General features: G+C 66.2%; 19 protein-coding genes. 15 read left to right on the top strand and 4 right to left on the bottom strand.

Annotated elements, in window-relative coordinates; all coding sequences use genetic code 11:
- Positions 1 to 27: 27 nt before the first annotated feature.
- Positions 28 to 258 carry a glycine zipper 2TM domain-containing protein gene (locus ACTPOI_RS08405; RefSeq protein ID WP_440108133.1) on the top strand — a complete coding sequence of 77 codons (231 nt, stop codon included), beginning with the start codon at positions 28 to 30 and terminating at the stop codon, positions 256 to 258.
- A 179-nt stretch (positions 259 to 437) separates the two neighbouring features.
- Here ACTPOI_RS08405 and ACTPOI_RS08400 read toward each other — a convergent pair whose 3' ends face one another.
- On the bottom strand, positions 438 to 1,091 hold the full coding sequence (locus ACTPOI_RS08400) for a DedA family protein (RefSeq protein ID WP_440108132.1): 654 nt from the start codon (positions 1,089 to 1,091) through the stop codon (positions 438 to 440).
- A 104-nt stretch (positions 1,092 to 1,195) separates the two neighbouring features.
- Here ACTPOI_RS08400 and mutL point away from each other — a divergent pair, with 104 nt between their 5' ends.
- Positions 1,196 to 3,253, top strand: a complete 2,058-nt coding sequence (gene mutL / locus ACTPOI_RS08395) for a DNA mismatch repair endonuclease MutL (RefSeq protein ID WP_440108131.1) — start codon at positions 1,196 to 1,198, stop codon at positions 3,251 to 3,253.
- Positions 3,254 to 3,427: 174 nt separating this feature from the next.
- On the opposite strand, the gene ACTPOI_RS08390 is transcribed toward mutL, so the two are convergent.
- Positions 3,428 to 4,597: a glycerophosphodiester phosphodiesterase gene (locus ACTPOI_RS08390; RefSeq protein WP_440108130.1), complete on the bottom strand. Its 1,170-nt coding sequence runs from the start codon at positions 4,595 to 4,597 to the stop codon at positions 3,428 to 3,430.
- Positions 4,598 to 4,843: 246 nt separating this feature from the next.
- On the opposite strand from ACTPOI_RS08390, the gene gdhA reads away from it, so the two are divergent.
- The 13 genes from gdhA to ACTPOI_RS08325 all read left to right on the top strand — a co-directional run bounded on the left by gdhA (position 4,844) and on the right by ACTPOI_RS08325 (position 20,697).
- Entirely contained in the window at positions 4,844 to 6,187 is a 1,344-nt protein-coding gene (gdhA, locus tag ACTPOI_RS08385) for an NADP-specific glutamate dehydrogenase (RefSeq protein WP_440108129.1), read from the top strand.
- A gap of 111 nt (positions 6,188 to 6,298) precedes the next feature.
- The gene (locus tag ACTPOI_RS08380) at positions 6,299 to 7,177 is read left to right on the top strand and encodes an alpha/beta hydrolase (RefSeq protein ID WP_440108128.1); all 879 of its coding nucleotides are present in this window, start codon (positions 6,299 to 6,301) and stop codon (positions 7,175 to 7,177) included.
- Positions 7,178 to 7,310: 133 nt separating this feature from the next.
- A complete protein-coding gene (locus ACTPOI_RS08375) occupies positions 7,311 to 8,552 on the top strand; it encodes a multidrug effflux MFS transporter (protein ID WP_440108127.1) in 1,242 nt (413 codons plus the stop codon).
- The gene (miaA, locus tag ACTPOI_RS08370) at positions 8,539 to 9,549 is read left to right on the top strand and encodes a tRNA (adenosine(37)-N6)-dimethylallyltransferase MiaA (RefSeq protein ID WP_440108126.1); all 1,011 of its coding nucleotides are present in this window, start codon (positions 8,539 to 8,541) and stop codon (positions 9,547 to 9,549) included. Before ACTPOI_RS08375 ends, miaA begins: the two co-directional genes overlap by 14 nt.
- Positions 9,546 to 10,223 (top strand): ABC transporter ATP-binding protein, encoded by a 678-nt coding sequence (locus ACTPOI_RS08365; RefSeq protein WP_440108125.1) that lies wholly within the window; start codon positions 9,546 to 9,548, stop codon positions 10,221 to 10,223. The genes miaA and ACTPOI_RS08365 overlap by 4 nt, the downstream gene beginning before the upstream one ends.
- A 74-nt stretch (positions 10,224 to 10,297) precedes the next feature.
- Positions 10,298 to 11,494, top strand: coding sequence for an AAA family ATPase (locus ACTPOI_RS08360; protein ID WP_440108124.1), 1,197 nt, complete (start codon positions 10,298 to 10,300; stop codon positions 11,492 to 11,494).
- A 35-nt stretch (positions 11,495 to 11,529) separates the two neighbouring features.
- Positions 11,530 to 12,051 carry a DUF4276 family protein gene (locus ACTPOI_RS08355; RefSeq protein ID WP_440108123.1) on the top strand — a complete coding sequence of 174 codons (522 nt, stop codon included), beginning with the start codon at positions 11,530 to 11,532 and terminating at the stop codon, positions 12,049 to 12,051.
- Positions 12,052 to 12,067: 16 nt separating this feature from the next.
- Positions 12,068 to 14,821 carry an FtsX-like permease family protein gene (locus tag ACTPOI_RS08350; RefSeq protein WP_440108122.1) on the top strand — a complete coding sequence of 918 codons (2,754 nt, stop codon included), beginning with the start codon at positions 12,068 to 12,070 and terminating at the stop codon, positions 14,819 to 14,821.
- 213 nt (positions 14,822 to 15,034) lie between these two features.
- Entirely contained in the window at positions 15,035 to 15,748 is a 714-nt protein-coding gene (locus ACTPOI_RS08345) for an IPTL-CTERM sorting domain-containing protein (protein WP_440108121.1), read from the top strand.
- Positions 15,749 to 16,578: 830 nt separating this feature from the next.
- Positions 16,579 to 17,232: a tail fiber protein gene (locus ACTPOI_RS08340; protein WP_440108120.1), complete on the top strand. Its 654-nt coding sequence runs from the start codon at positions 16,579 to 16,581 to the stop codon at positions 17,230 to 17,232.
- 76 nt (positions 17,233 to 17,308) lie between these two features.
- Positions 17,309 to 18,358: a glycosyltransferase gene (locus tag ACTPOI_RS08335; protein WP_440108119.1), complete on the top strand. Its 1,050-nt coding sequence runs from the start codon at positions 17,309 to 17,311 to the stop codon at positions 18,356 to 18,358.
- 42 nt (positions 18,359 to 18,400) lie between these two features.
- Positions 18,401 to 19,465: a PLP-dependent cysteine synthase family protein gene (locus ACTPOI_RS08330; protein WP_440108118.1), complete on the top strand. Its 1,065-nt coding sequence runs from the start codon at positions 18,401 to 18,403 to the stop codon at positions 19,463 to 19,465.
- Between the two features lie 86 nt (positions 19,466 to 19,551).
- Complete coding sequence (locus ACTPOI_RS08325) at positions 19,552 to 20,697, top strand: lipocalin-like domain-containing protein (RefSeq protein WP_440108117.1); 1,146 nt, start codon at positions 19,552 to 19,554, stop codon at positions 20,695 to 20,697.
- A gap of 172 nt (positions 20,698 to 20,869) precedes the next feature.
- Here ACTPOI_RS08325 and ACTPOI_RS08320 read toward each other — a convergent pair whose 3' ends face one another.
- Positions 20,870 to 21,874: a branched-chain amino acid ABC transporter permease gene (locus tag ACTPOI_RS08320; RefSeq protein WP_440108116.1), complete on the bottom strand. Its 1,005-nt coding sequence runs from the start codon at positions 21,872 to 21,874 to the stop codon at positions 20,870 to 20,872.
- Between the two features lie 14 nt (positions 21,875 to 21,888).
- A complete protein-coding gene (locus tag ACTPOI_RS08315; RefSeq protein ID WP_440108115.1) occupies positions 21,889 to 22,773 on the bottom strand; it encodes a branched-chain amino acid ABC transporter permease in 885 nt (294 codons plus the stop codon).
- Positions 22,774 to 22,837: the final 64 nt, after the last annotated feature.

The following is a 22,837-nucleotide window of genomic DNA, read 5'->3' as shown; positions in this document are numbered from 1 at the left end:
CCCACTCACTATTGAAGGAACACTGCCATGAACATCCGTCACATTATTCTCGCGACCACCTGCACCGCAGCCCTCGCATTGGGCGGCTGCGCATCCAACCCGAGCAATACCCAGGTCGGTACCGGCGTGGGCGCCGTGGTCGGCGGCGTGGCTGGCAACGCCATCTTTGGCGGGGCCGTCGGCACCATCGGCGGCGCTGCTGCAGGCGCCCTGGTGGGCCATGAACTTGGCGAGGACCGCGACCAGCGTCGTCGTTGATACGCATCGCGCGGCACAGGGCCAGCAGCCCGCCGCGTGCCGAGAACGGCGCCCCAGTGGCTGGGCGCGTTGTTTGAGGCCAAAGAAGCTCCCAGCGCTTATTCCATAAGCACTGGGAGCTTCTTTTTTGATAGCAACCTGGATGCAGCCGGGTTGACTTCGTTCCCGTGGCTCGCGGGTCAGGACGATGCTGCCTTGGCCTGACGCCCGGCGCGCCACGCGCCGAAGATGGCAATCAGGCCGGGGATGAAGATCATGGCCCAGATGATCTTGTCCAGATGCTCCTGCACCCATGCAAAGTTGCCAAAGAAGTATCCGGCGCTGCAAATGCCCAACACCCACAGCAGCGCACCACCCACGTTGTAGGCCGTGAACTTGGCGCGGTTCATTTCGGCCACACCCGCTACAAACGGGGCAAACGTGCGAACGAAGGGCATGAAGCGTGCGATCACGATGGTGATGCCGCCGTAACGCTCGTAAAAATCATGTGCCTGGTTGAAGGCACGCCTGTTGAACCAGCGCGAGTCTTCCCACTGGAACACCTTGGGCCCAAAGAAACGGCCGATCGTGTAATTGGTCTGGTCGCCCAGGATGGCCGCCACGATCAGCACTGTGCAGGCAATCGGAAAACTCATCATCCCCGCGCCGCACAGCGCGCCCACGATGAACAGCAGCGAATCACCGGGCAGAAACGGCATCACCACCACGCCCGTTTCCACAAACACGATCAGGAACAGCAGCGCGTACACCCAGGCGCCGTACGCGGTGACGAAGTTCTCCAGATACCGATCCACATGCAGGATGAAGTCGATCAGGAAGGTGACAATTTCCATTGCGGGCGGGCCAGAGGCTGGGTGGATGAAAAGCGCGCATTATCCCCACCGGGATGCGCCGCCCCGCCAAAACCCCTTCGGCCCGGGCACCTAGAATTGCCTGGGTGAACGACCCCACCCTGCCCACCGCGGCTGCCGCGCCGCTGCCCGCCGCCACCCCCACCCGCCGCCCCATCCGCGACCTGCCCGACGAGCTCATCAGCCAGATTGCTGCGGGCGAAGTGGTGGAGCGCCCCGCCTCGGTGGTGCGCGAGCTGGTGGACAACGCGCTGGATGCCGGTGCCACGCAGATCACGGTGCGGCTGCTGGCGGGCGGCGTACGGCTGATCACGGTGGAAGACGATGGCGGCGGGATTCCCCACGACGAGCTGCCCGTGGCGCTGCGCCGCCACGCCACCAGCAAGATCACCAGCCTGACCGACCTGGAAACCGTGGCCACCATGGGCTTTCGCGGCGAGGCGCTGGCCGCCATTGCGTCGGTATCGGAAATGGCATTGCTCTCGCGCCCTGCCGCCCAGGGCAGCGCCTTTTTGCTGGACGCCCGCAGCGGCGAGTTGCGCCCTGCCGCGCGCAGCACGGGCACCACGGTGGAGGTGAAGGAGCTGTTCTTTTCCACCCCCGCACGCCGCAAGTTTTTGAAGACCGACGCCACCGAGCTGGCCCACTGCGTGGAATCGGTACGGCGCCATGCGCTGGCGCGACCCGACGTGGGCTTTGCCATCTGGCACGAAGGCAAGCTGGTGGAGCAGTGGCGCGCCACCTTCACGCCCGGCCAGCCCCAGCAAGCACAGGACGGGCAAGACGCGCTGGCCCGCCGCCTGGCCGACGTGCTGGGCGAAGACTTCGTCACGCAATCGGTGGCCGTGCAGCACCGCGTGGGCCCCGTCACCGTCACCGGCCGCGCGGGCCTGCCCGACGCCGCCCGCTCGCGCCCCGACCACCAGTACTGCTACGTCAACGGCCGCTTCGTGCGCGACAAGGTGCTGACCCACGCCGCCCGCAGCGCCTACGAAGACGTGCTGCACGGCCACAAGCAGCCCATCTACGCGCTGTACGTCGAGATCGACCCGGCGCGCGTGGATGTGAACGTGCACCCCACCAAGATCGAAGTACGCTTTCGGGACAGCCGCGAGGTGCACCAGGCCGTGCGCCATGCGGTGGAAAACGCGCTGGCTGCACCCCGTGCCGCTGCGCTGGCCGCGGCCGCTACTGCTGCCACGGCAGGCGCGGAGCCCGACACGGCGGCTGATGGTGGGCATTTCAAGTCAAATAGGCCGCCAGCGCAGAACTGGCAAGCGCAAGCAGCTATCAAATTTGATGAACGTGGCCACCATGTGGCAGACCTGCAGGCGTTGTGGGGGCCGCGCAAAGACACCCCCGACGCACTGGTCGCAGCGCCGGAAGCCCCGTTGGCCTACGGGGGCGATCCAGCATCCGCCGCAGGCCCATCGTCTTTCGCCGCGCTGCCCTCGTCAGCAGCCCCCGCATCCACGTCACAAGGCGCTGCAACAGGGTCCGCCACACCTGCCAGCGCAGGCCATGAAGCCGCGTGGCCCCAGGTGCAGGACCAAGGCAACTGGCCGCTGGGCAAGGCCGTGGCCCAGCTGCACGGCGTGTACATCCTGGCGGAGAACGCGCACGGCATGGTCATCGTCGACATGCACGCCGCGCACGAACGCATCGTGTACGAGCGCCTCAAATCCCAGGTGGACAGCGGTGCGCGCATTGCCAGCCAGCCCCTGCTGATCCCGGCCACCTTCGCTGGCACGCCGCAGGAAGTGGCCACCGCGGAAGAGTCTGCCGAGGTGCTGTCCACGCTGGGCTTGGAAGTTGTCCCCTTCTCCCCCAAAACCCTGGCCGTGCGTGCAGTGCCCACCACGCTGGCGCAAGGCGACCCGGTGGAGCTGGCCCGCAGCGTGCTGGCCGAGCTGGCCGCGCACGACGCCACCACCGTGGTGCAACGCGCCCGTAATGAAATCCTGGGCACCATGGCCTGCCACGGCGCCGTGCGCGCCAACCGCAAGCTCACCATCGACGAGATGAACGCCCTGCTGCGCCAGATGGAAACCACCGACCGCAGCGACCAGTGCAACCACGGGCGGCCGACCTGGCGGCAGCTGTCGATGCGCGAGCTGGACGCGCTGTTCCTGCGGGGCCGGTAAGGTCACCGGCACCGCAAAAAATCGGCCTCGCGGGCCGATGGACTACCCCCCAATCAAGCCCAAGGGCTGCCGCAACCGGCGCGCCCCCAGGCCAGTGCACCCGTGGAACCGGCTTTGCCGGGCCACCGGGTGCGTCCCCCTCAGGGGGATGGCGCGCAGCGCCTCAGGGGGAATTCAATTGTCCCGGGCCGCCTTGGCAACATCCGGGAAGTCGCTGAACACCCCGTCTACGCCCAATTCATAGAACAGCTTGTACTCGGCCTTCGGGTCGCCCTTGAAGTCCGACGCAAGGCGACGCGCCTCGCTGCGGAAGGTGTAGGGGTGCACCATCAAGCCCACGGCGTGGGCGTTTTTCACCACGTCGGTGGCGGGCATCATCACGCGGTCGCGGTCGTCGATCTTGCCGTCACCGTTGAGGTCGTCGGCCTTGCCGTCGCGGTTGGCGTCCACCTGCTTCGAAGGGATCAGGTACGGCTTCCAGGGGCCGATGCCGTCGGCATACGTCTTGACTTCCTTGAGGCCATCGGGCGTGAGCAGGCTGGCAAAAGTGCGGCGGTCGCCGGCCACGGCAAAGTCATACGGCTTGTCGTACGGTGCCACCAGCGACATGCTGCCGTCGGGGTTCACGTCGTCGGCATCCACCAGCTGCACCAGGCGCACCTGGGTCTTGGTGCGCAGGTACTTGAGGTTCGACACCTCGAACGACTGCACGATCACCGGCGAAGCCTTGGTGGTGTAGCCGTACTTGGCCAGGATGGCCAGCAGACGGTCCTCGAGCTGCAGGCCCAGGTTGACGTGGTAGGTAGGGTGCTTGGTCTCGGGGTACACCCCCACCGTGCGTCCGGCCTTGGTGCCTTCGGCCTTGGCCAGGTCCAGCACTTCTTCCAGCGTGGGGATCTGGAACCTGCCATTGAACGACTGGTCGCGCTCGGCCATGGGCTGCACGGCGCGCAAGGTCTTGATCTCGGCCAGGGTGAAATCAGAGGCAAACCAGCCTTCTTCTTCCACGCCATCCACCACCTTCTTGGTCTTGCGCGACGCGAACTCCGGGCGAGTAGATACGTCGGTAGTACTGGTGATGTTGGGTTCGTGGCGCGCCACCAGCACGCCATCCTTCGTGGCCACAAGGTCGGGTTCGATGAAGTCGGCGCCCAGCTCCACCGCGCGGCGGTAGCTCTCCAGCGTGTGCTCGGGCAGATAGCCGCTGGCGCCGCGGTGGCCAATGACCAGCGGCTTGCTGCCGTCCAGCGTGGGGTAGCGGCTGTCGTCGTTACCGCCGCAAGCGGCGAGCAGCGCCGCCACGGCCAAAGCACTCCATCGCGCACCGGTTGTGTATCTGTGCATGCCTTCTCCTCGGTTGTTGTAGGGGGAAGCCATCGACTCTAGCCCCACGCCATGACGGAGTGGTGACATCGTGTGACAGCACCAATAAAGGGCAAATCACGCGTCAGCGCACAAACACAGGGCAAGCATCAATGACCAAAACTGAGATTGCACGACTTTGGTGCATCCGGCAATGCATTTTTGACATAATTTGGTGCGCAGCGCGCTCTTGCCTACCCCTTTTTTTGATCGCAGAAAGCCTTTGTCATGAAACACGAGTCCGTAGGCAGCTTCCTCTCGCAGGTAGCGCTTCGCAACCCTGGCCAGCCTGAATTCCTCCAGGCGGTCACGGAAGTCATGGAGAGCCTGTGGCCGTTCATTGAACAAAACCCGCGCTACGCCGAGCACGGCCTGCTGGAGCGGCTGGTGGAGCCCGAGCGCATCGTGATGTTCCGCGTCTCATGGGTGGACGACCACGGTAGCGTGCAGGTCAACCGCGGTTACCGCATCCAGCACAGCATGGCGATTGGCCCCTACAAGGGCGGCCTGCGGTTTCACCCGTCGGTCAACCTGTCCGTGCTCAAATTCCTGGCGTTCGAGCAGACCTTCAAGAATGCGCTGACCACGCTGCCCATGGGCGGCGGCAAGGGCGGCTCTGACTTTGACCCCAAGGGCAAGAGCCCCGGCGAAGTGATGCGCTTTTGCCAGGCGCTCGTGTCCGAGCTGTTCCGCCATGTGGGCGCCGATACCGACGTGCCTGCGGGCGACATCGGCGTGGGCGGCCGCGAGGTCGGCTACATGGCGGGCATGATGAAAAAGCTGAGCAACCGCGCCGACTGCGTGTTCACCGGCAAGGGCCTTTCGTTTGGCGGCTCGCTCATCCGCCCCGAAGCCACGGGCTATGGCACGGTGTACTTTGCCGACGAAATGCTCAAAACGCGCGGCCGCTCGTTCGATGGCCTGCGTGTGTCGGTCTCGGGCTCTGGCAACGTGGCGCAGTACGCGGTCGAAAAGGCCATGCAGCTGGGCGCCAGGGTGATCACCGTGTCGGACTCCAGCGGCACCATCGTGGACGAAGACGGCTTTACGCCCGAAAAGCTGGCGATCCTGATGGACGTGAAGAACCACCACTACGGCCGCGTGAGCGACTACGCCGCCCGTACCGGCGTGCGTTTTGAAGCCGGGGTGCGCCCCTGGCATGTGCCTGTGGATGTGGCCCTGCCCTGCGCCACGCAAAATGAGCTGGACGCGAACGACGCCGCTACGCTCATCCAGAACGGCGTGCTGTGCGTGGCCGAAGGCGCCAACATGCCCTCGACCATCGAAGCCGCCAAGGCCTTTGAGGCTGCCGGCGTGCTGTACGCACCGGGCAAGGCCAGCAACGCCGGTGGCGTGGCCACCTCAGGCCTGGAGATGAGCCAGAACTCGGCCCGCCTGTCGTGGCCCCGCGAGGAAGTGGACGCTCGCCTGCTGCAGATCATGCAGGGCATCCACGCAGCCTGTCTGCGCTACGGCAAGCGCGCCGATGGCAGCGTGAGCTACATCGACGGCGCCAATATCGCCGGTTTTGTGAAGGTGGCCGACGCGATGCTGGCGCAGGGTGTGGTCTGAGACCGGAACGCCGGGCGCACACGGACCCGGCGCCTGACGGCAGATGTAAAACACGGGCAAAGACAAGGCTGTGTGAGAACTTTCCGACACGGGCCGGAGTCTTTGACCTGAATGAAACGATCTGCCCTCCTCGTCTCGCTGGCCCTGGCCGTGCTTGTCTCTGCCGGCTGCGCCACCCTCGATGCCAAGCAGCGCGAGTGGATCTTCCAGCCCAGCGACCGCAGCTGGGGCGGCGCATCCTCCACCGAGGGCATGCAGGATGTATGGATCACGTTTGATTCGGCCAGCAGCGGCAAGGCAGAAAAGCTGCACGGCCTGTGGCTGCCACACGAGCGGGCCGATGCGCCGGTGATGCTGTACCTGCATGGTGCGCGCTGGAACGTCTCTGGCTCGTCGGGTCGCATCCGGCGCATGCAGGAGCTGGGCTTTTCGGTGCTGGCTATCGACTACCGCGGCTTCGGGCAAAGCAGTGCAGGCCTGCCATCAGAGACCATGGCTGCCGAGGACGCACGCGCAGCGTGGGACTGGCTGGCGCAGCAACAGCCCGGTAAGCCCCGCTACATCTTCGGCCACTCGCTGGGCGGGGCCATCGCCATCGACCTGGCGCGTGAGGTGCAAGACGAGCAAGGCACCATCGTCGAAGGCACCTTCACCAGCATCGCCGACGTGGTCAGCACCTTCAAGTGGGGCTGGCTGCCGGTGTCGGGGCTGATCACGCAGCGGTTCGAATCGGTTCGCAAGGTCTCGCAGATCGGATCGCCGCTCCTGGTGGTGCACGGCAGCGAAGACCGGTTGATCCTTCCTTCGCTCGGGCGCAAGCTGTACGAGGCCGCGCAGGAGCCCAAGCGATTCGTGCTGGTGGAAGGCGGCTCGCACCACAGCACCAATTCGGTGGGCCAGCCGCTGTACCGCGAGGCAGTAGCCTCGCTGTTCAGGCTGCCGCCCGTGGCCACGGGCGGGGGCGCCGCCACGGCCGCCCTGCCGCGATAACGGCCTGATGGCGGGTACCCTCGGCGCTCTGCAAAGCAGCTGACACCCACAGGCCGCGCGCCTGTCCACGCAGCTCTCTGCCGCTGGCCGCGCAGGCCCTGCGGGCGGCTCCATCTGGTACCCTCAAGTGGATATGTCTGCCCCCTCCGCCACCGCACTGCCCGCGGCTGCTCCGGCTTCCATGCAGCCCGGCCTTGCCATCCTGGTGCTGGCCCTGTTGCTCAGCATCCAGCCCGTCACCACCGACCTGTACCTTCCGGCACTCCCGGCACTGACCCGCAGCCTCGGCGCGCCGCTGTCGGCTGCGCAGCTCACGCTCAGCGGTCTGCTGCTGGCGTTTGGCTGCTCACAAATGGTGTGGGGCCCGCTGTCCGACCGGTTCGGGCGCCGGCCCGTGTTGCTGGCGGGGCTGGCCATCTATACCGCAGCATCGCTGGGCGCCGCGTTTGCGCCGTCCATGCCGCTGCTGATCGTATGGCGCGTTGCGCAAGGCGCCGCCATGGGGGCCGTGGTGATGTGTGCGCGCGCCATCGTGCGGGACCTGTACACCCCGGTCGAAGGTGCACGCGCCATGTCGAAGGCGCTGACCGGACTGGGCATCGTTGCCTGCATCTGCGCGCCGCTGGGTGGCCTGCTCAGTGAATGGCTTGGCTGGCGCGCCGCACTGCTGGCCCTCACCGTCTATGCCAGCGTCACGCTGGCGCTGGTGGCCCTGCGCATGCCCGAGACGCTCGTGCAGCGCAATCCCCAGGCGCTCCAGCCGCGCGCGCTGGTGGGCAACTGGGCCATGGTGCTGCGCAGCCCGACCTTCTGGGCCTTCTCGCTGCAGACCACAGCCAGCTATGGCGGCCTTTTCACATTTCTGGCGGCCTCGTCATTTGTGTTCATCGATGTGCTGGGCCTATCGCGCACCTATTACGGCGCGGTCATGGCATCGGCCTGCGCAGCGTACTTTGCGGGCACCTTTTTATGCCGCAGCCTGTTGGGTAGGTACGGCCTCAAGCGCACTGTCGCCATTGCCGGGGCCCTGAGCATGACCGGCGGCACCCTGATGGCCGCCGTGGCCTATGCAGGCTGGCACCACCCATGGGCGCTGATGGCGCCGTTTTATCTCTTCATGCTGGGCCACGGCATTCACCAGCCCTGCGGGCAAAGTGGCGCGGTGGGGCCGTTTCCGCGTTCGGCGGGCGTGGCCTCGGCGCTCAATGGTTTCATGATGATGCTGGTGGCCTTTGCCATTGGCGGCTGGCTGGGCACCCACCTTGACGGCACGGTGTGGCCGCTGGTAGGCGGCATCTGGTTCTGGTCGGTGGCCCTGGCCGCCATTTCGTGGACCCTGGTGCAGAAGTTTGGAGAGACCCGTGAGCGCGCCTGAAGCACTTCCTGCCATCGCCCTCGCCGGCCCCACCGCGTCAGGCAAGACCGCGGGCGCCCTGGCGCTGGCTGCCGTGCTGGGCCGCCAGGGGCAGCCCGTTGAAATCATCAGCGTGGATTCGGCCCTAGTATACCGCGGCATGGACATCGGCACCGCCAAGCCCACCGCCGACGAGCTGGCTGCCGTGCCCCACCATCTCATCGATATCCGCGACCCGCTGCAGGCCTACAGCGCCGCCGAGTTCGTGCAGGACGCCAACGGCCTCATGGGCGAGATCCGCGCCCGCGGGGCGATGCCCCTGCTGGTGGGCGGCACCATGCTGTACTTCAAGGCGCTGTTTGATGGCATCGATGACATGCCGGCCGCCAACCCCGACGTGCGCGCGCGCCTGGAAGCGCAGGCCCGCGAACACGGCTGGCCCGCCCTGCACGCCGAGCTGGCCCGGGTAGACCCAGCCACCGCTGCCCGCCTGGCGCCCGCCGACAGCCAGCGCATCCAGCGCGCGCTGGAGGTGTGGCATGTGTCGGGCAAACCGCTGTCGAGCTTTCACACTACAAAATCTGTAGCAGACAAGGCAAGTAAATCAAGCGCTACAGCACTATTTTCTTTGGAACCGGACGACCGGGCCTGGTTGCACGAGCGCATTGCCCAGCGTTTCGATGCCATGCTGGAAGCGGGCCTGGTCGACGAAGTGCGCAGCCTGCGCGCGCGCGGCGACCTGCACCCGGACCTGCCCTCCATGCGCTGCGTGGGCTACCGCCAGGTGTGGGATGAACTGGACTTCCAGGCCGCCCGCGCGCCCGGTGCGCCGCCCAACGTGGCCCACCTGCGCGAGCGCGGCATTGCCGCCACGCGCCAGCTGGCCAAGCGGCAAATCACCTGGCTGCGCAGCATGCCGCAGCGCCATGCCATTGCCTGCGACCAGCCCCACGCCGTGGCCGCGCTGGTGCAGGCCGTGCTGCAGCACCTGGCCCAGCTGAAAGAGGCCACCGCATGACCGCAGCAGCACCTGAACGCAGCGCCTTGCGGGTTGCGCAACTGGGCAAGCACTACGGCGATATCGCCGTATTTGCGAATGTCGACTTTGAGGTGGCCCCGGGCGAATTTGTCGCCATCGTGGGCGACTCGGGCGTGGGCAAATCCACCCTGCTCAACTGCCTGGCGGGGCTGGACCACTGGGACCGGGGCCACATCACCCACGGCGGGGTGGACCTGGGCACGCTGGACGACACCGCCCGCGCACTGTGGCGTCGCGGACATGTGGGCTTTGTGTTCCAGGCGTTTCATGTGCTGCCGCACCTGGACGTGGCGCAGAACGTGGCCCTGCCGCTGATGCTGCTGGGCCAGCAAGATCCGGCCCGCGTCGACCAGATGCTGGACGCCGTGGGGCTGGCAGGGCTGGGTGCAAGACTGCCGCAGCAGCTCAGCGGCGGGCAGCTGCAGCGCGTGGCCATTGCCCGCGCACTGGTGCACCGCCCCGCCCTGCTGCTGGCCGACGAACCCACCGGCAACCTCGACCCCACCACGGCGGCCCGCGTCATGGATGTGCTGGTGGCGCAGACGCGCGAGCATGGCGCATCGCTGGTGCTCGTCACGCATTCAGAGGTAGCGGCCGCACGGGCCGACCGGGTGCTGCGGCTAACAAGCAGAGGGGCTTCCCCACCACAATAGCGGTGTGTCTTTGCGCTGACTTCAGCGGGTACACGCCACCCAACATTTTTCAAGTAGACCGAGCGAGGGCTTGCATGCAAATCGAATCGATCGAAATCCGCAATTACCGACTTTTCCGTCATGCCAAACTAGAAAAAATCCCACGTCTTTGCGTGTTGGTAGGGGCGAACGGCACAGGGAAAACCACACTTTTCGATGTGTTCTCATTCTTGAAGGATGCACTATCGATGAACGTCGGTAAGGCGGTCTCCAAACGCGGCGGCTACCGAGAGGTCGCTAGCAGAGGGTTTAGCCACGAGCCCATCGAATTGACGCTGCAATTCCGAATGGAAATAACTGGCAAAGAAAGACTCGTTACTTACGCTTTAAAAATAGGCCCCGACAAAGAAGGTCGCCCCATCGTAGAGCGCGAAGTGCTCAGGTACAAACGTGCGGCGTACGGCGCGCCATATCGGTTTTTGGACTTTTCATGTGGCAAAGGTTATGCCATTACCAATGAAGAAAATTTCTCAAAACCGGACGAAGAGCTAGATCGCGAAGAGCAAGAGTTGGATGCGCCGGACATTTTGGCGATCAAAGGTCTCGGTCAATTCGACAAGTTCAAAGCTGCAAGCGCTTTTCGACTAATGATCGAGAACTGGCATGTCTCGGACTTTCACGTATCCGAGGCGCGCCCAAGTCAAGAGTACGGGGTTGAAGAACATCTCTCCACCCGTGGCGACAACCTACCCTTGGTCGCGAACTACCTGTTCGAACACCACCGGGATCGTTTCGACAGAGTGCTGGACTCAATGCAACGCCGTGTACCAGGGGTGTCGGTTGTAGAGCCGCGGCAAACAGAAGACGGGCGCCTAGTGCTCCGCTTTCAAGACGGAAGCTTCAAGGACCCGTTCATTGCCCGATATGTGTCCGATGGAACCATCAAGATGTTTGCGTATTTGGTGCTGCTGAACGATCCAAAACCATACCCCCTGCTTGCGGTGGAAGAGCCGGAAAACCAACTGTACCCAGAGCTCCTACCAGAGTTGGCGGAAGAATTTCGCGACTACGCGCGTCGCGGTGGACAAGTCTTCATATCTACGCATTCGCCCGATTTCCTGAATGCATTGGAGTTGCAAGAGATCTATTGCCTTCGGAAGGAGGGTGGTTTCACCTCTGTCACGAGCGCAAATGCATCCGCCAACCTTAGAGCCCTGATTGAGGCGGGGGACTTGCCGGGATTTTTATGGAAGCAAGGGCTATTTGACTATCTGAACAGGAACGTCGGTTGATGGGCCGAGTCATATTTCTGCTTGAGGAGCCATCAATGAAAGCGCTCCTTGATGTTTGGTTGCCCAGGCTGATGCCAGGATGGATTGAGGGCGAACACTTCCAGTGTGTCCCGCACGAAGGCAAGACAGACTTAGATAGAAGTATTCCTCGAAAGCTGTCCGCATGGCGAGAACCCGGAGTACGATTTTTTATCGTTCGCGACAATGATGGGGCGGATTGCATCGCAGTCAAAGCACGTCTGCAGCAAATGTGCTACCAAGCGGGACGCACTGACACAGTTGTTCGGCTCATCTGTCAAGAACTGGAAAGTTGGTACTTGGGAGACCTTGCAGCACTTGGCGCCGCTTTGCGTGAGGGCAACATAGCTACGCCAGCACACCGCAAGCGCTACGCAAATCCGGATGACTGGCGCAAACCCTCCATCGAAGTCAAAAAACTTGCTCCATCGTTTCAAAAAGGCAGCGGTGCCCGTGCAATGGCTGTGCACCTGAGCGATTCCGAAAATCTCTCGCGCAGTTTTCAGGTCTTCGTGAGCGCCGTGCGCGCGTTGGCCTGACCTGGGCCGGTCGCCCATGCTCGCCCTGCTCCGGACCTTCTCCTGGCAGGACCTGCGCCACCACCCCTGGCGCAGCGCCGCCGCCGTGACTGCCGTGATGCTGGGCGTGGCACTGGCGTTTGCCGTGCATGTCATCAACGCGTCGGCACTCGACGAGTTTTCGCAGGCCGTGCGCGCCGTCAACGGCCAGCCCGACCTGGAGCTGCGCGCCATGCAGGGCAGCCTGCCCGAGGCGCTGTACGAGCGCGTGGCCACCCACCCTGGCGTGACCCGCGCCAGCCCCCTGCTGGAGCTTTCGGCGCTCGCGCAGGCGGGCTCCGCAGGCACTGCGCCGCCCACGACGGGCCATGTAGCAAAGGCCCCGGCCCGCATACCCCTGCGTGTGCTGGGTGCCGATGCACTGCTGGTGCCCGCCATGGCCCCCGCGCTGGCGCCGCGCCCCTGGCCAGGGGCCGACCGCATGGTGCTGTTTGCACCCGCCACCGTGTTCCTCAACGCCGCCGCGCTGCAGGCGCTGGGCCTGCCCACCGAGATTGGCGATTCGCCACTGCGCATCACCTTGCTGGCCGGTCTGCAAAGCCTGGAGGTAGAGGTGGGCGGCACTGTCGCCGCAGGTGGCGCACCGCTGGCCGTGATGGACATTGGCGCCGCGCAAGACCTGTTTGGCCGCGCCGGGCAGCTCAGCCGCATCGACGTGCAACTGCGCCCCGGCACCGACCGCGCGGCATGGCAGCGCGACATGCAGGCCCAGGCGGGCTGGCCTGCCAACGCCAGCTTTGCCCAGCCCGGCGACGCAGCCCAGCGCATCAGCAACCTCTCGCGGGCGTACCGCGTCAACCTGACCGTGCTGGCGCTGGTGGCGCTGTTCACCGGGGCCTTTCTGGTGTTCTCGGTGCTGGCGCTCAGCGTGGCGCAGCGGGCGCCGCAGTTTGCGTTGCTGGCGGTGCTAGGCACCACGCCCCGGCAACGGCTCGCGCTGGTGCTGGCCGAATCCGCCGCGCTGGGGCTGGTGGGCAGTGCGGCGGGCATTGCCCTGGGTACAGCGCTGGCAGCCACCGCCCTGCGGCTGCTGGGCGGCGACCTGGGCGGTGGCTACTTCTCGGGTGTGCAGCCCGCGCTGCAGTGGAGCGCGCCTGCCGCCCTCGTTTACGGCGCGCTGGGCGTGGCCGCCGCCCTGATCGGCGGCTGGTGGCCGGCGCGGGCCGCGCAGCAGCTGCCGCCCGCGCAGACCCTGAAGGGCCTGGGCGCTGCGGCCAGCGTGGCCGAAAAGCCCTGGCTGGGCGCTGGCCTGCTGGCCACCGGCGGCCTGCTCACTCTGGTGCCGCGGGTGGAGGGCATACCGCTCGCGGCATACATCGCCATCGCACTGCTGCTGGTGGGCGGCATTGCACTACTGCCTTGGGCCATGGCACGCGCCCTGCACTCTTTGCAGCCGCTGGCCGCACGGCACGTGCTGCCCCTGCTCGCGCTGGAGCGCGCCCGCCGTATGCGCGGCAGCGCGGCCATTGCCGTGGGCGGGGTCGTTGCCAGCCTGAGTCTGGCCGTGGCGCTGACGGTGATGGTGTCGAGCTTTCGCGGCTCGGTCACGCAATGGCTCGATGCCGTGCTGCCGTCACCGCTGTACGTGCGCTCTGCGCAGAGCGAGGCCGGCAGCGAAGCCGCTCTGCTGCCCGCAGGCTTTGCGGAAGCCGTGGCCCTTCTGCCAGGACTCGACCGCGTGCAGCCACTGCGCGCCAGCCCCTTGCAGCTGGAGCCCACCCGCCCCGCGCTGATGGTGCTGAGCCGCCCGCTGGGCACCGACCCCGGCCAGCACCTCCCGCTGGTGGGCGAGCCGCTGGCCGTGCCCGCCGGGCGCACCGCCGTGTACATCAGCGAGGCGGTGGTCGACCTGTACGGATTGGCCCCTGGAATGGACTGGCCGGCACTTTCAAGGTCTTTTGGCGGTGTAGCCCAGGAATCAAAATCCCCTGCAGCTATGTTTTTCATAGCGGGCGTATGGCGCGACTATGCCCGCCAGTCCGGTGCGGTCGTCATGGACCGCACCGTCTGGCTGGCGCTCACCGGCGACGCCCGCACCAGCGACCTGGCGCTGTGGCCCCGCGAAGGGATGGACCTGGCAGCACTGCAGCAGTCCATTCGCACGCAGGCCGCACAACTGGCTGCGGCTCCCACCGGTCCGGGCGGGAAGGCCGCTACAGATGTGCCGGGCGCATCATCGGGCACGTCGGGTGCCATGCCAGCCTACCCTGCGCGTTCGGCAGGGCAAAGCGCATCAGCGGGCGACGCACAGCCTGGCGCCGCGCTGGTGGAGTTCGTTTCATCGTCCACCATCCGCGAGCGGTCCCTGCACATCTTCGACCGTAGCTTTGCCGTCACCTACTGGCTGCAGGCCGTGGCCATCGGCATCGGCCTGTTTGGCGTGGCCGCCAGCTTCAGCGCCCAGGTGCTGGCCCGCCGCAAGGAATTTGGCCTGCTCGCCCACCTGGGCCTCACCCGGCGCCAGATCCTGGCGGTGGTGGCGGGCGAAGGCGCTGCCTGGACGGGCGTAGGCGCGGCCGCGGGGCTGGCGCTGGGCATTGTGGTTTCAGTGGTGCTCGTGCATGTCGTCAATCCGCAGAGCTTTCACTGGACCATGGACCTGAGCCTTCCCGGGCCGCGGCTGTTTGCGCTGTGCCTCGCGGTGATCGTGTCGGGCACCGTGACGGCGTGGCTGGCGGGCCGCGCGGCAGCAGGGCGGGATGCGGTAATGGCAGTGAAGGAAGACTGGTGATGTTGCGAAAATCAATATATATGGTTAAAATGATTTTCACAATTTCATATCTATCAGTAGATCGCCATGCCGCACCCTGCCCGGACGTACGCGGGTACCGAACCGACCAGTGCGAGCATTCGCTCCGCCGAGGGACGACGCCTGGGCATCCAGGGGTGGGCCACTCAAGCCACATCCACCGCGACAAAGCGCGCGACGGTATGGCAGCGTGCGTTGCCCATACTCGCGATGGCGTGGTTGATTGCCGGTGGTGACGCCCAAGGGCAATTCGTCGTTTCGAGCCAGAGCTCCATGGATCTGCCCTCCGGGTCGTCCATCGATACCGCCTGCATACCGGTGGAAGTGCATGGGACCCTCACACTGGACTCCGCGGCATTCTCCACGGGCTCCAGCCTGAGCATCGCCGGAAGCGGCTATCTCACTGGTCGTGCAGGCCGGCTTGAGGTGGGCGGCAACCTCACCTCGGCAGGTACGCTCGATGCACGCACGAGCACGGTAGCTCTGGTGGATGGCTGTGCGGGCAATACGACCATGGTGTCCGGGACCATGGTGGTGGGCGATCTGACGCTTCAAAGCAGCACAGGGCGTACCTTCATGTTCTCCAATGACAGCCAGATCACGGTGCTCGGCACGCTCAGCCTGCTGGGTGTGGCCGGGGCCGAGATAAAGCTGGCCTCCTCCGGGCCCGGCACATCCACCATCAACCTGGGGCCGAACGCCACGGTCAGTCAGACCTTCGCCAGCGTGGGCACGGGCGTGCATCTCGGGGCTCCCGTACCCCACGCCGCACAAGCCATCCCCACCCTCGGTACCTGGAGCCTGCTCGTGACGGCCCTGCTCCTGAGCCTGGCGGCACTGCACAGAGGCATCCCCACGGGCGTCGCGTCAGGACGCGGTCACCCGCGACCACCGGAGGAGACCCCATGACACCCGAAGGTCGCCACGCCGCCCGCTTCACCCGCCTGAGCCGACAACTCCAGGCCGCAGGGGGAGCGCTTGGCGCACTGTGCGCCATGCAGACCCTGCCGGCTCTGGCAGCCGACGTGTCCACCACGGTGCCGGGGGGCGGCGGATTCGTGATCCGCAACGCCACGGGCTCTGCAGAGCGGTTTCGGGTACAGGACTCGGGAGCAGTGCTGGCGCCAGGGCTTAATGCTTCAGCGCCGACATCGACACCCACATGCTTTGATGCCCCCACCGGGCGGCTTGGTCCGTGCGCGGCTGGCGTAGCGACAGGTGCAACTGGCGCTACGGGGCCTGCTGGCGCAACGGGTGCCGCGGGCCCTGCGGGAGCCACCGGAGCGCCTGGACCCACAGGCGCAACCGGCGCGAACAGCACGGTGGCAGGCCCCACGGGACCCACTGGGGCCACCGGTCCGGCGGGCGCCACAGGACCAGCTGGAGCCACAGGACCAGCTGGAGCCACAGGACCAGTTGGGGCCACAGGCTCGCAAGGCACGCAAGGGGCGACGGGCCCCACGGGCCCTCAGGGCAGTACCGGCACTGCGGGCCCGACCGGTCCCGCAGGACCCGCAGGACCCGCAGGACCCGCAGGACCCGCAGGCCCTACAGGCGCGCAAGGAGCCCAGGGCGCCCAAGGCCAGCAGGGTTCTGCCGGAGCGACAGGCCCGACGGGCCCTGCCGGGGCGACAGGAGCCACCGGCGCCAGCAGCACAGTACCCGGCCCTGCCGGCGCAACTGGAGCGCAAGGCGCCCAGGGCACCCAGGGAGCGACCGGCGCGACCGGACCGGCGGGTGTGCAAGGCCCCTCCGGCGCACAAGGTCCAGCTGGCGCTACCGGCGCCACGGGCGCGGCAGGCCTGAACAGCACCGTACCGGGTCCGACCGGACCTGCTGGCGCCACTGGCGCACAGGGCGCGCAAGGTCTGCAAGGCGCTGCCGGTTCGCAAGGGCCGGCCGGGGCCACCGGCCCAGCCGGGGCCACAGGTGCCACAGGCCCAGCTGGAGCCACAGGGGCCACAGGAGCCAGCAGTACCGTCGCGGGGCCTACGGGCCCGGCGGGACCCCAAGGCACTTCGGGCAGCACAGGAGCGACCGGCGCCACGGGCGCTACCGGTGCAGCCGGCGCAACCGGGGCGACCGGCGCCACGGGCGCATCGGGCACAGCCACCCTTTTCGGAACATCCACCAGTCAGGCACAGGCAGGTCCTGCTGCACTCGATTGCACTCTGGGCCAGGTATGGCTGGTTGCCGGCACCCGCGCAGGTGGCACCCCGGCCGCCGGCCAGGTGCTGTCCATTGCGTCCAATACCGCCCTGTATTCGCTGCTGGGCACCATGTACGGAGGGAACGGGTCCACCACCTTCGCGTTGCCCGATCTGCGCAACGCTGCGCCTAACGGGCTGACCTACGTGATTTGCACCTTCGGGCTGTATCCCGCGCTCAACTGAGGTACGCCGCTGTCGCCTGCGCCATAACACCGTGTCTTGCCCTGCCCGTCCCCATCACCCCATCACCGTCCTCAACATGATCGTGAGGGACGAGGCGCCCGTGATCGCGCGATGTCTCGCGTCCGTGCAGCCCTGGATTGACCATTGGGTGGTGGTTGACACCGGTTCCACCGATGGCACCCAGGACCTCGTGAGGCAATGCCTGCAGGGCATTCCCGGCGAACTGCATGAACGACCCTGGCACAACTTTGCGCACAACCGCAACGAGGCGCTCGAGCTGGCACGCCCTCTGGGCGACTACATGCTGTTCATCGATGCCGACGAGCAGCTTGAAGCGCCGCCTGGCTTCGGGTGGCCGTCGCTCACGGCCGATGGCTACACCCTGACCTGCCACATGAATGGCTGGGAGTACCAGCGCAACGCACTGGCTGCAGCACATGTCGGGTGGCGCTGGGAGGGCGTCCTTCATGAGTACCTGACGGCACAGCAACACGGGCCATGGCAAAGGTTGCCGGGGCCCGTGATTCGGGTCTCGCACGACGGCGCGCGCGCGCGGAACCCCCAGACCTATCTGGCCGACATTGAGCTGCTCCGGCAGGCCGTCGAGGACGCACCGGCGAACGCGCGCAACGTCTTCTACCTGGCGCAGAGTTTTCGCGACGCAGGCCTGCTGCAGGATAGCCTGCGCTGGTACCGGCACCGCGCTGCCATGGGCGGCTGGGAGGAGGAGCGCTGGTGCGCGATGTTCCAGGCGGCCCTGCTGCAGGAGAGACTCGGCGCATCCCCGCCCGAGGTGAGGGAGGCGTACCTGGCTGCATACGCGGCCCGTCCTGCACGCGCAGAGCCGCTTTGCGAACTGGCCAGATTTCACCGCATGCGCGAGGAATACGCCGCAGCCACCCTCTTCGCCTTACAGGCCGCGGGCATGATGCCGCCAGAGGACACCTTGTTCGTTGACATGCAGGTGTACGCCTGGAGAGCTCTTGACGAGCTTGCGGTGAGCGCGTTCTACACCCCGCACCGGGAGCTGGGCCGCACCGCGCTGCAGCAGCTTTTGCGGCGGCGAACCTACCCAGCCTCCGAGGCAGCAAGGATCGAAAGCAACCGCACGCACTACGGGTTCTGACCGGCTTCGCGGCAGCGGCAACGCCCCTGCGACAATCCTGGCATGCCGATCCCGCACACAGTGACACCCTGGCTCCACGAAGCCATCGCCCGCATCGAAGCCGACTACCAGCGCAGTGCCGATACGCACCTGATCCCGCTGCGGCTGCCCGCCTTTGCCGCGCACGGCATTGACCTGTACCTCAAGGACGAGTCCACCCACCCCACGGGCAGCCTCAAGCACCGGCTGGCGCGGTCGCTGTTCCTCTACGCCCTGTGCAATGGCTGGGTGCATGAGGGCTCCACCATTGTCGAATCCTCCAGCGGCTCCACGGCAGTGAGCGAGGCCTACTTTGCACGCCTGCTGGGGCTGCCGTTTGTGGCGGTGATGCCGCGCACCACCTCGCCCGAGAAGGTGGCGCAGATCGAGTTCCACGGCGGGCGCTGCCATTTTGTGGACCGTGCCGGCGATGTGTACGACGCGGCCCGCGCGATTGCGCAGGAGACGGGCGGGCACTACATGGACCAGTTCACGTATGCCGAGCGCGCGACCGACTGGCGCGGTAACAACAACATCGCCGAGAGCATGTTCACGCAGATGGCGCGCGAGCGGCACGCAGTGCCGCGCTGGATTGTGGTGGGCGCAGGCACAGGCGGCACCAGCGCCACCATTGGCCGCTATGTGCGCTACCAGCGCCATGCCACGCAGGTGTGCGTGGCAGACCCTGCGGGCTCGGTGTTCAGCGCGTACCACCGCACGGGCGATGCGCAGCTCACGGCACCCGGCTCGCGCATCGAAGGCATCGGCCGGCCGCGGGTGGAGCCCAGCTTTGTCCGCACGCTGGTGGACCGCATGATCGACGTACCCGACGTGGATTCGGTGGCGGCCATGCGCGCGCTGTCGCATCTGCTGGGGCGGCGCGTAGGGCCTTCTACGGGCACCAATTTTGTGGCCATGCTCACGCTGGCAAACGAGATGCGCGCGGCGGGCGAGCGCGGCTCCATCTTGTCGCTGCTGTGCGATGCGGGCGAGCGGTACTTGCCCACGTATTTCAACGCGGATTGGGTCGCCAGCAGTTTTGGCGACTGCAGTACGGCCGAAGCGCGGCTGCAGGCGCTGATGGGTTGACGCAAGCGGCCCACAGCATCTGCGCGCCCTCGCACTGACCGACTGACATGCCCACGCGCCCACTTCTTGGTCCACCCGCGCCGCACATGGCTGCTGTGACACCAGAGCACGCCGGGCCTTCGCGCCGCCAGGCGCTCGCGCTGGGCCTGGCGGGCGCGTTGGCAGCACCGTGGCCGCGCAGTGCCCATGCCCTGCCGGTGCGCACGCTGCAGTTTCCGCGCGACCACGGCAGCCACCCTGACCTGCGCACGGAGTGGTGGTACATCACGGGCCACGCATTGGCCGGTGGGCGCGAGTGGGGTTTTCAGGTGACGTTTTTCCGCTCGCGTGTGGATGCCACGCAGGGCATGCGCTCGGCGTTCGCGGCGCGGCAACTATTGTTTGCACATGCGGCGGTCACCGACCTCAAGGGCCAGCGGCTGCTGCACGACCAGCGCATCGCCCGCGCGGGCTTTGGCGTGGCGCAGGCCAGCGAGGCCGATACGGCAGTGCGCCTGCAGGACTGGAGCCTGGTGCGCAACAACATCGACCCCGCCGCAGGCCCCGACACCACGGGCGTGCGCAGCCGCTACAGGGCCAGCATCCAGGGCGAGCAGTTCGGTCTGCAATTGCAGTTCGACTCCACGCAACCCGTGCTGCTGCAGGGCCGCGAGGGCCTGTCGCGCAAAGGGCCCGATGCCGAGCAGGCCAGCTACTACTACAGCCAGCCGCAGCTGACCGTGAGCGGCACCATTGCGCTGGGCAGCGAGCGCATGGCCATCAACCCCGCGCAGGCTCGGGCGTGGATGGACCACGAGTGGAGTGAGGCCCTGCTGCACCCCGAGGCCCAGGGCTGGGACTGGATCGGCATGAACCTGCTGGATGGGAGCGCGCTGACGGCGTTTCGCCTGCGCCGCGCAGATGGCACGGCGCTGTGGGCGGGTGGATCGTGGCGGGCAGGCAGCCAAGCGGCTACCAAAGCCTTTGATGCGAGCGAGGTGGTGTTCACGCCCCTGCGTTTCTGGACCAGCCCGCACAGCGGCGCACGCTACCCGGTGCAATGGCGGGTGCAGACGCCCGCAGGACGCTTTGAGGTGCACAGCCTGCTCGACAGCCAGGAGCTGGACAGCAGCGCATCCACCGGGGCCATTTACTGGGAAGGCCTGTCCGAGCTGCGCGCGGCAGACAGCGGCAAGGTGGTGGGCCGCGGCTACCTGGAGATGACGGGCTATGCCAAGGCGTTGCGGCTGTAGAGCTGACAGCGCGGGCGGATCAGGCGGAGGCTGGCTTTCCGTTCCACCAGCCCTGAGGTCAGCCGCGTACGGACCTCCCCCATGAAAGAGACCGGCAATAGCGCCCATGCAGTGATGCAGGGCACTGGCCGGTCACCCGATCAGCGGATCAGCGGATCAGCGGATCAGCACGTCAGTGTGCGTTGGTGCCACCACCCGCGCGGCGGCGGGCCATCCAGGCAATGATTTCGCCCATGATGCCGCGGCGGAAGGCCAGCACGCAGATCACGAAGATCAGGCCGGTGACCATGGTGACCGATTCGCCCAGCGTCTTGAACCATTCCACACTGGTCAGCGCGGCCAGCAGGTTGCCGAATTCGCCGATCTTGTTTTCCAGCAGCACCACCACGGCCGAGCCAATCAGCGGGCCCGACAGTGTGCCGAGGCCACCCACCAGCGTCATCAGGATGACCTGGCCAGAGGCCGTCCAGTGCACATCCGACAGCGTGGCAAAGCCCAGCACCAGCGTTTTGAGCGAACCGGCCAGGCCGGCCAGCGCGGCGGAGATCACAAACGCCAGCAGCTTGAAGCGGTGCGTGTCGTAGCCCAGCGAGATGGCGCGGGGCTCGTTTTCCTTGATGCCCTTGAGCACCTGGCCAAAAGGCGAGTGGATGGTGCGCACGATAAGCAGGAACGCCACCACCACAATGACCAGCGCCACGTAGTACATGACCAGATCGCTCTTGAGGTCGATCACGCCAAACAGCTTGCCACGCGGCACGCCCTGCAGGCCGTCTTCACCGCCCGTGAACGGCGCTTGCAGGCAGGCAAAGAACAGCATCTGGGCCAGCGCCAGTGTGATCATCGAAAAGTAGATGCCCTGGCGGCGAATGGCCAGCCAGCCAAACAGCAGCCCCAGCAGCGCGCCGCCGGCTGTGCCCAGCAGCAGCCCCACCTCTGGGGTAAGGCCCCAGACCTTGATAGCGTGGCCGGTGACGTACGCCGCACCGCCCAGAAAAGCCGCGTGCCCGAACGACAGCAGGCCCGTGTAGCCCAGCAGCAGGTTGAAGGCAGAAGCAAACAGTGCAAAGCACATGAGCTTCATGACGAAGATGGGATAGGCGCCGAGGAAGGGCGCAGCAATCAGCCCCAGCGCGAGGATGCCGTAGCCGATGTTGGCGAAAGTCTTGGTGTTCATGCGGTCGGCCCCTGTTATTTCTCTTTGCCGAACAGGCCGGCGGGGCGGATGAGGAGAACGATCACCATGATGACGAACACCACGGTGGACGATGCTTCAGGGTAGAAAACCTTGGTGAAACCTTCGATGACGCCCAGGCCCAGCCCGGTGAGGATGGAGCCCATGATGGAGCCCATACCGCCGATCACCACCACCGCAAACACCACGATGATGAGGTTCTGGCCCATGAGCGGCGTGACCTGATAGACCGGCGCAGCCAGCACGCCGGCAAACGCAGCAAGACCGGCACCGAAGGCATAAGTCAATGTGACCATCACAGGCACGTTGATGCCGAAGGCTTCTACCAGCCGCGGATTCTCGGTACCGGCGCGCAGGTACGCGCCAAGCTTGGTCTTTTCAATCACGTACCACGTCGCCAGGCACACCACCACCGACGCCACCACGACCCATGCGCGGTAGTTCGGCATGATCATGAAGCCCAGGTTGGTCGCGCCTTCAAGGATTTCGGGGGTGTCGTAGCCCAGGCCCGATACCCCATAGATGGAGCGGAACACGCCTTCGATCAGCAGCGTGAGCCCCAGGGTGAGCAGCAGGCCGTACAGGTGATCGAGCTTGTAGATCCAGCGCAGCAACAGCCGCTCGATCAGCACGCCGAACAGCCCGACGATCACCGGCGCCGCGAACAGCATCACCCAGTAGTTGACGCCGAAGTAGTTCAACGCCATCCACGTGATCAGGGCGCCCGTCATGAAGAGCGCGCCGTGCGCAAAGTTGATGACGTTGAGCAGCCCGAAAATCACGGCCAGCCCGAGGCTGAGAATTGCGTAGAACGACCCGTTGACCAACCCCAGGAGGAGCTGACTCAACAGGCCAGGCAGTGAAACACCAAAGATTTCCATGGGGGCGACGGCAGAAGGTGAGGTTTCGGGTCAGGCGAGGACGAGGCCGCGGCGATGCTCCACC

The organism is Acidovorax sp. BL-A-41-H1 (assembly GCF_051942715.1).
Note: the sequence above shows the minus strand (reverse complement) of the source record. Positions and strands in the feature narration are given on the sequence as shown.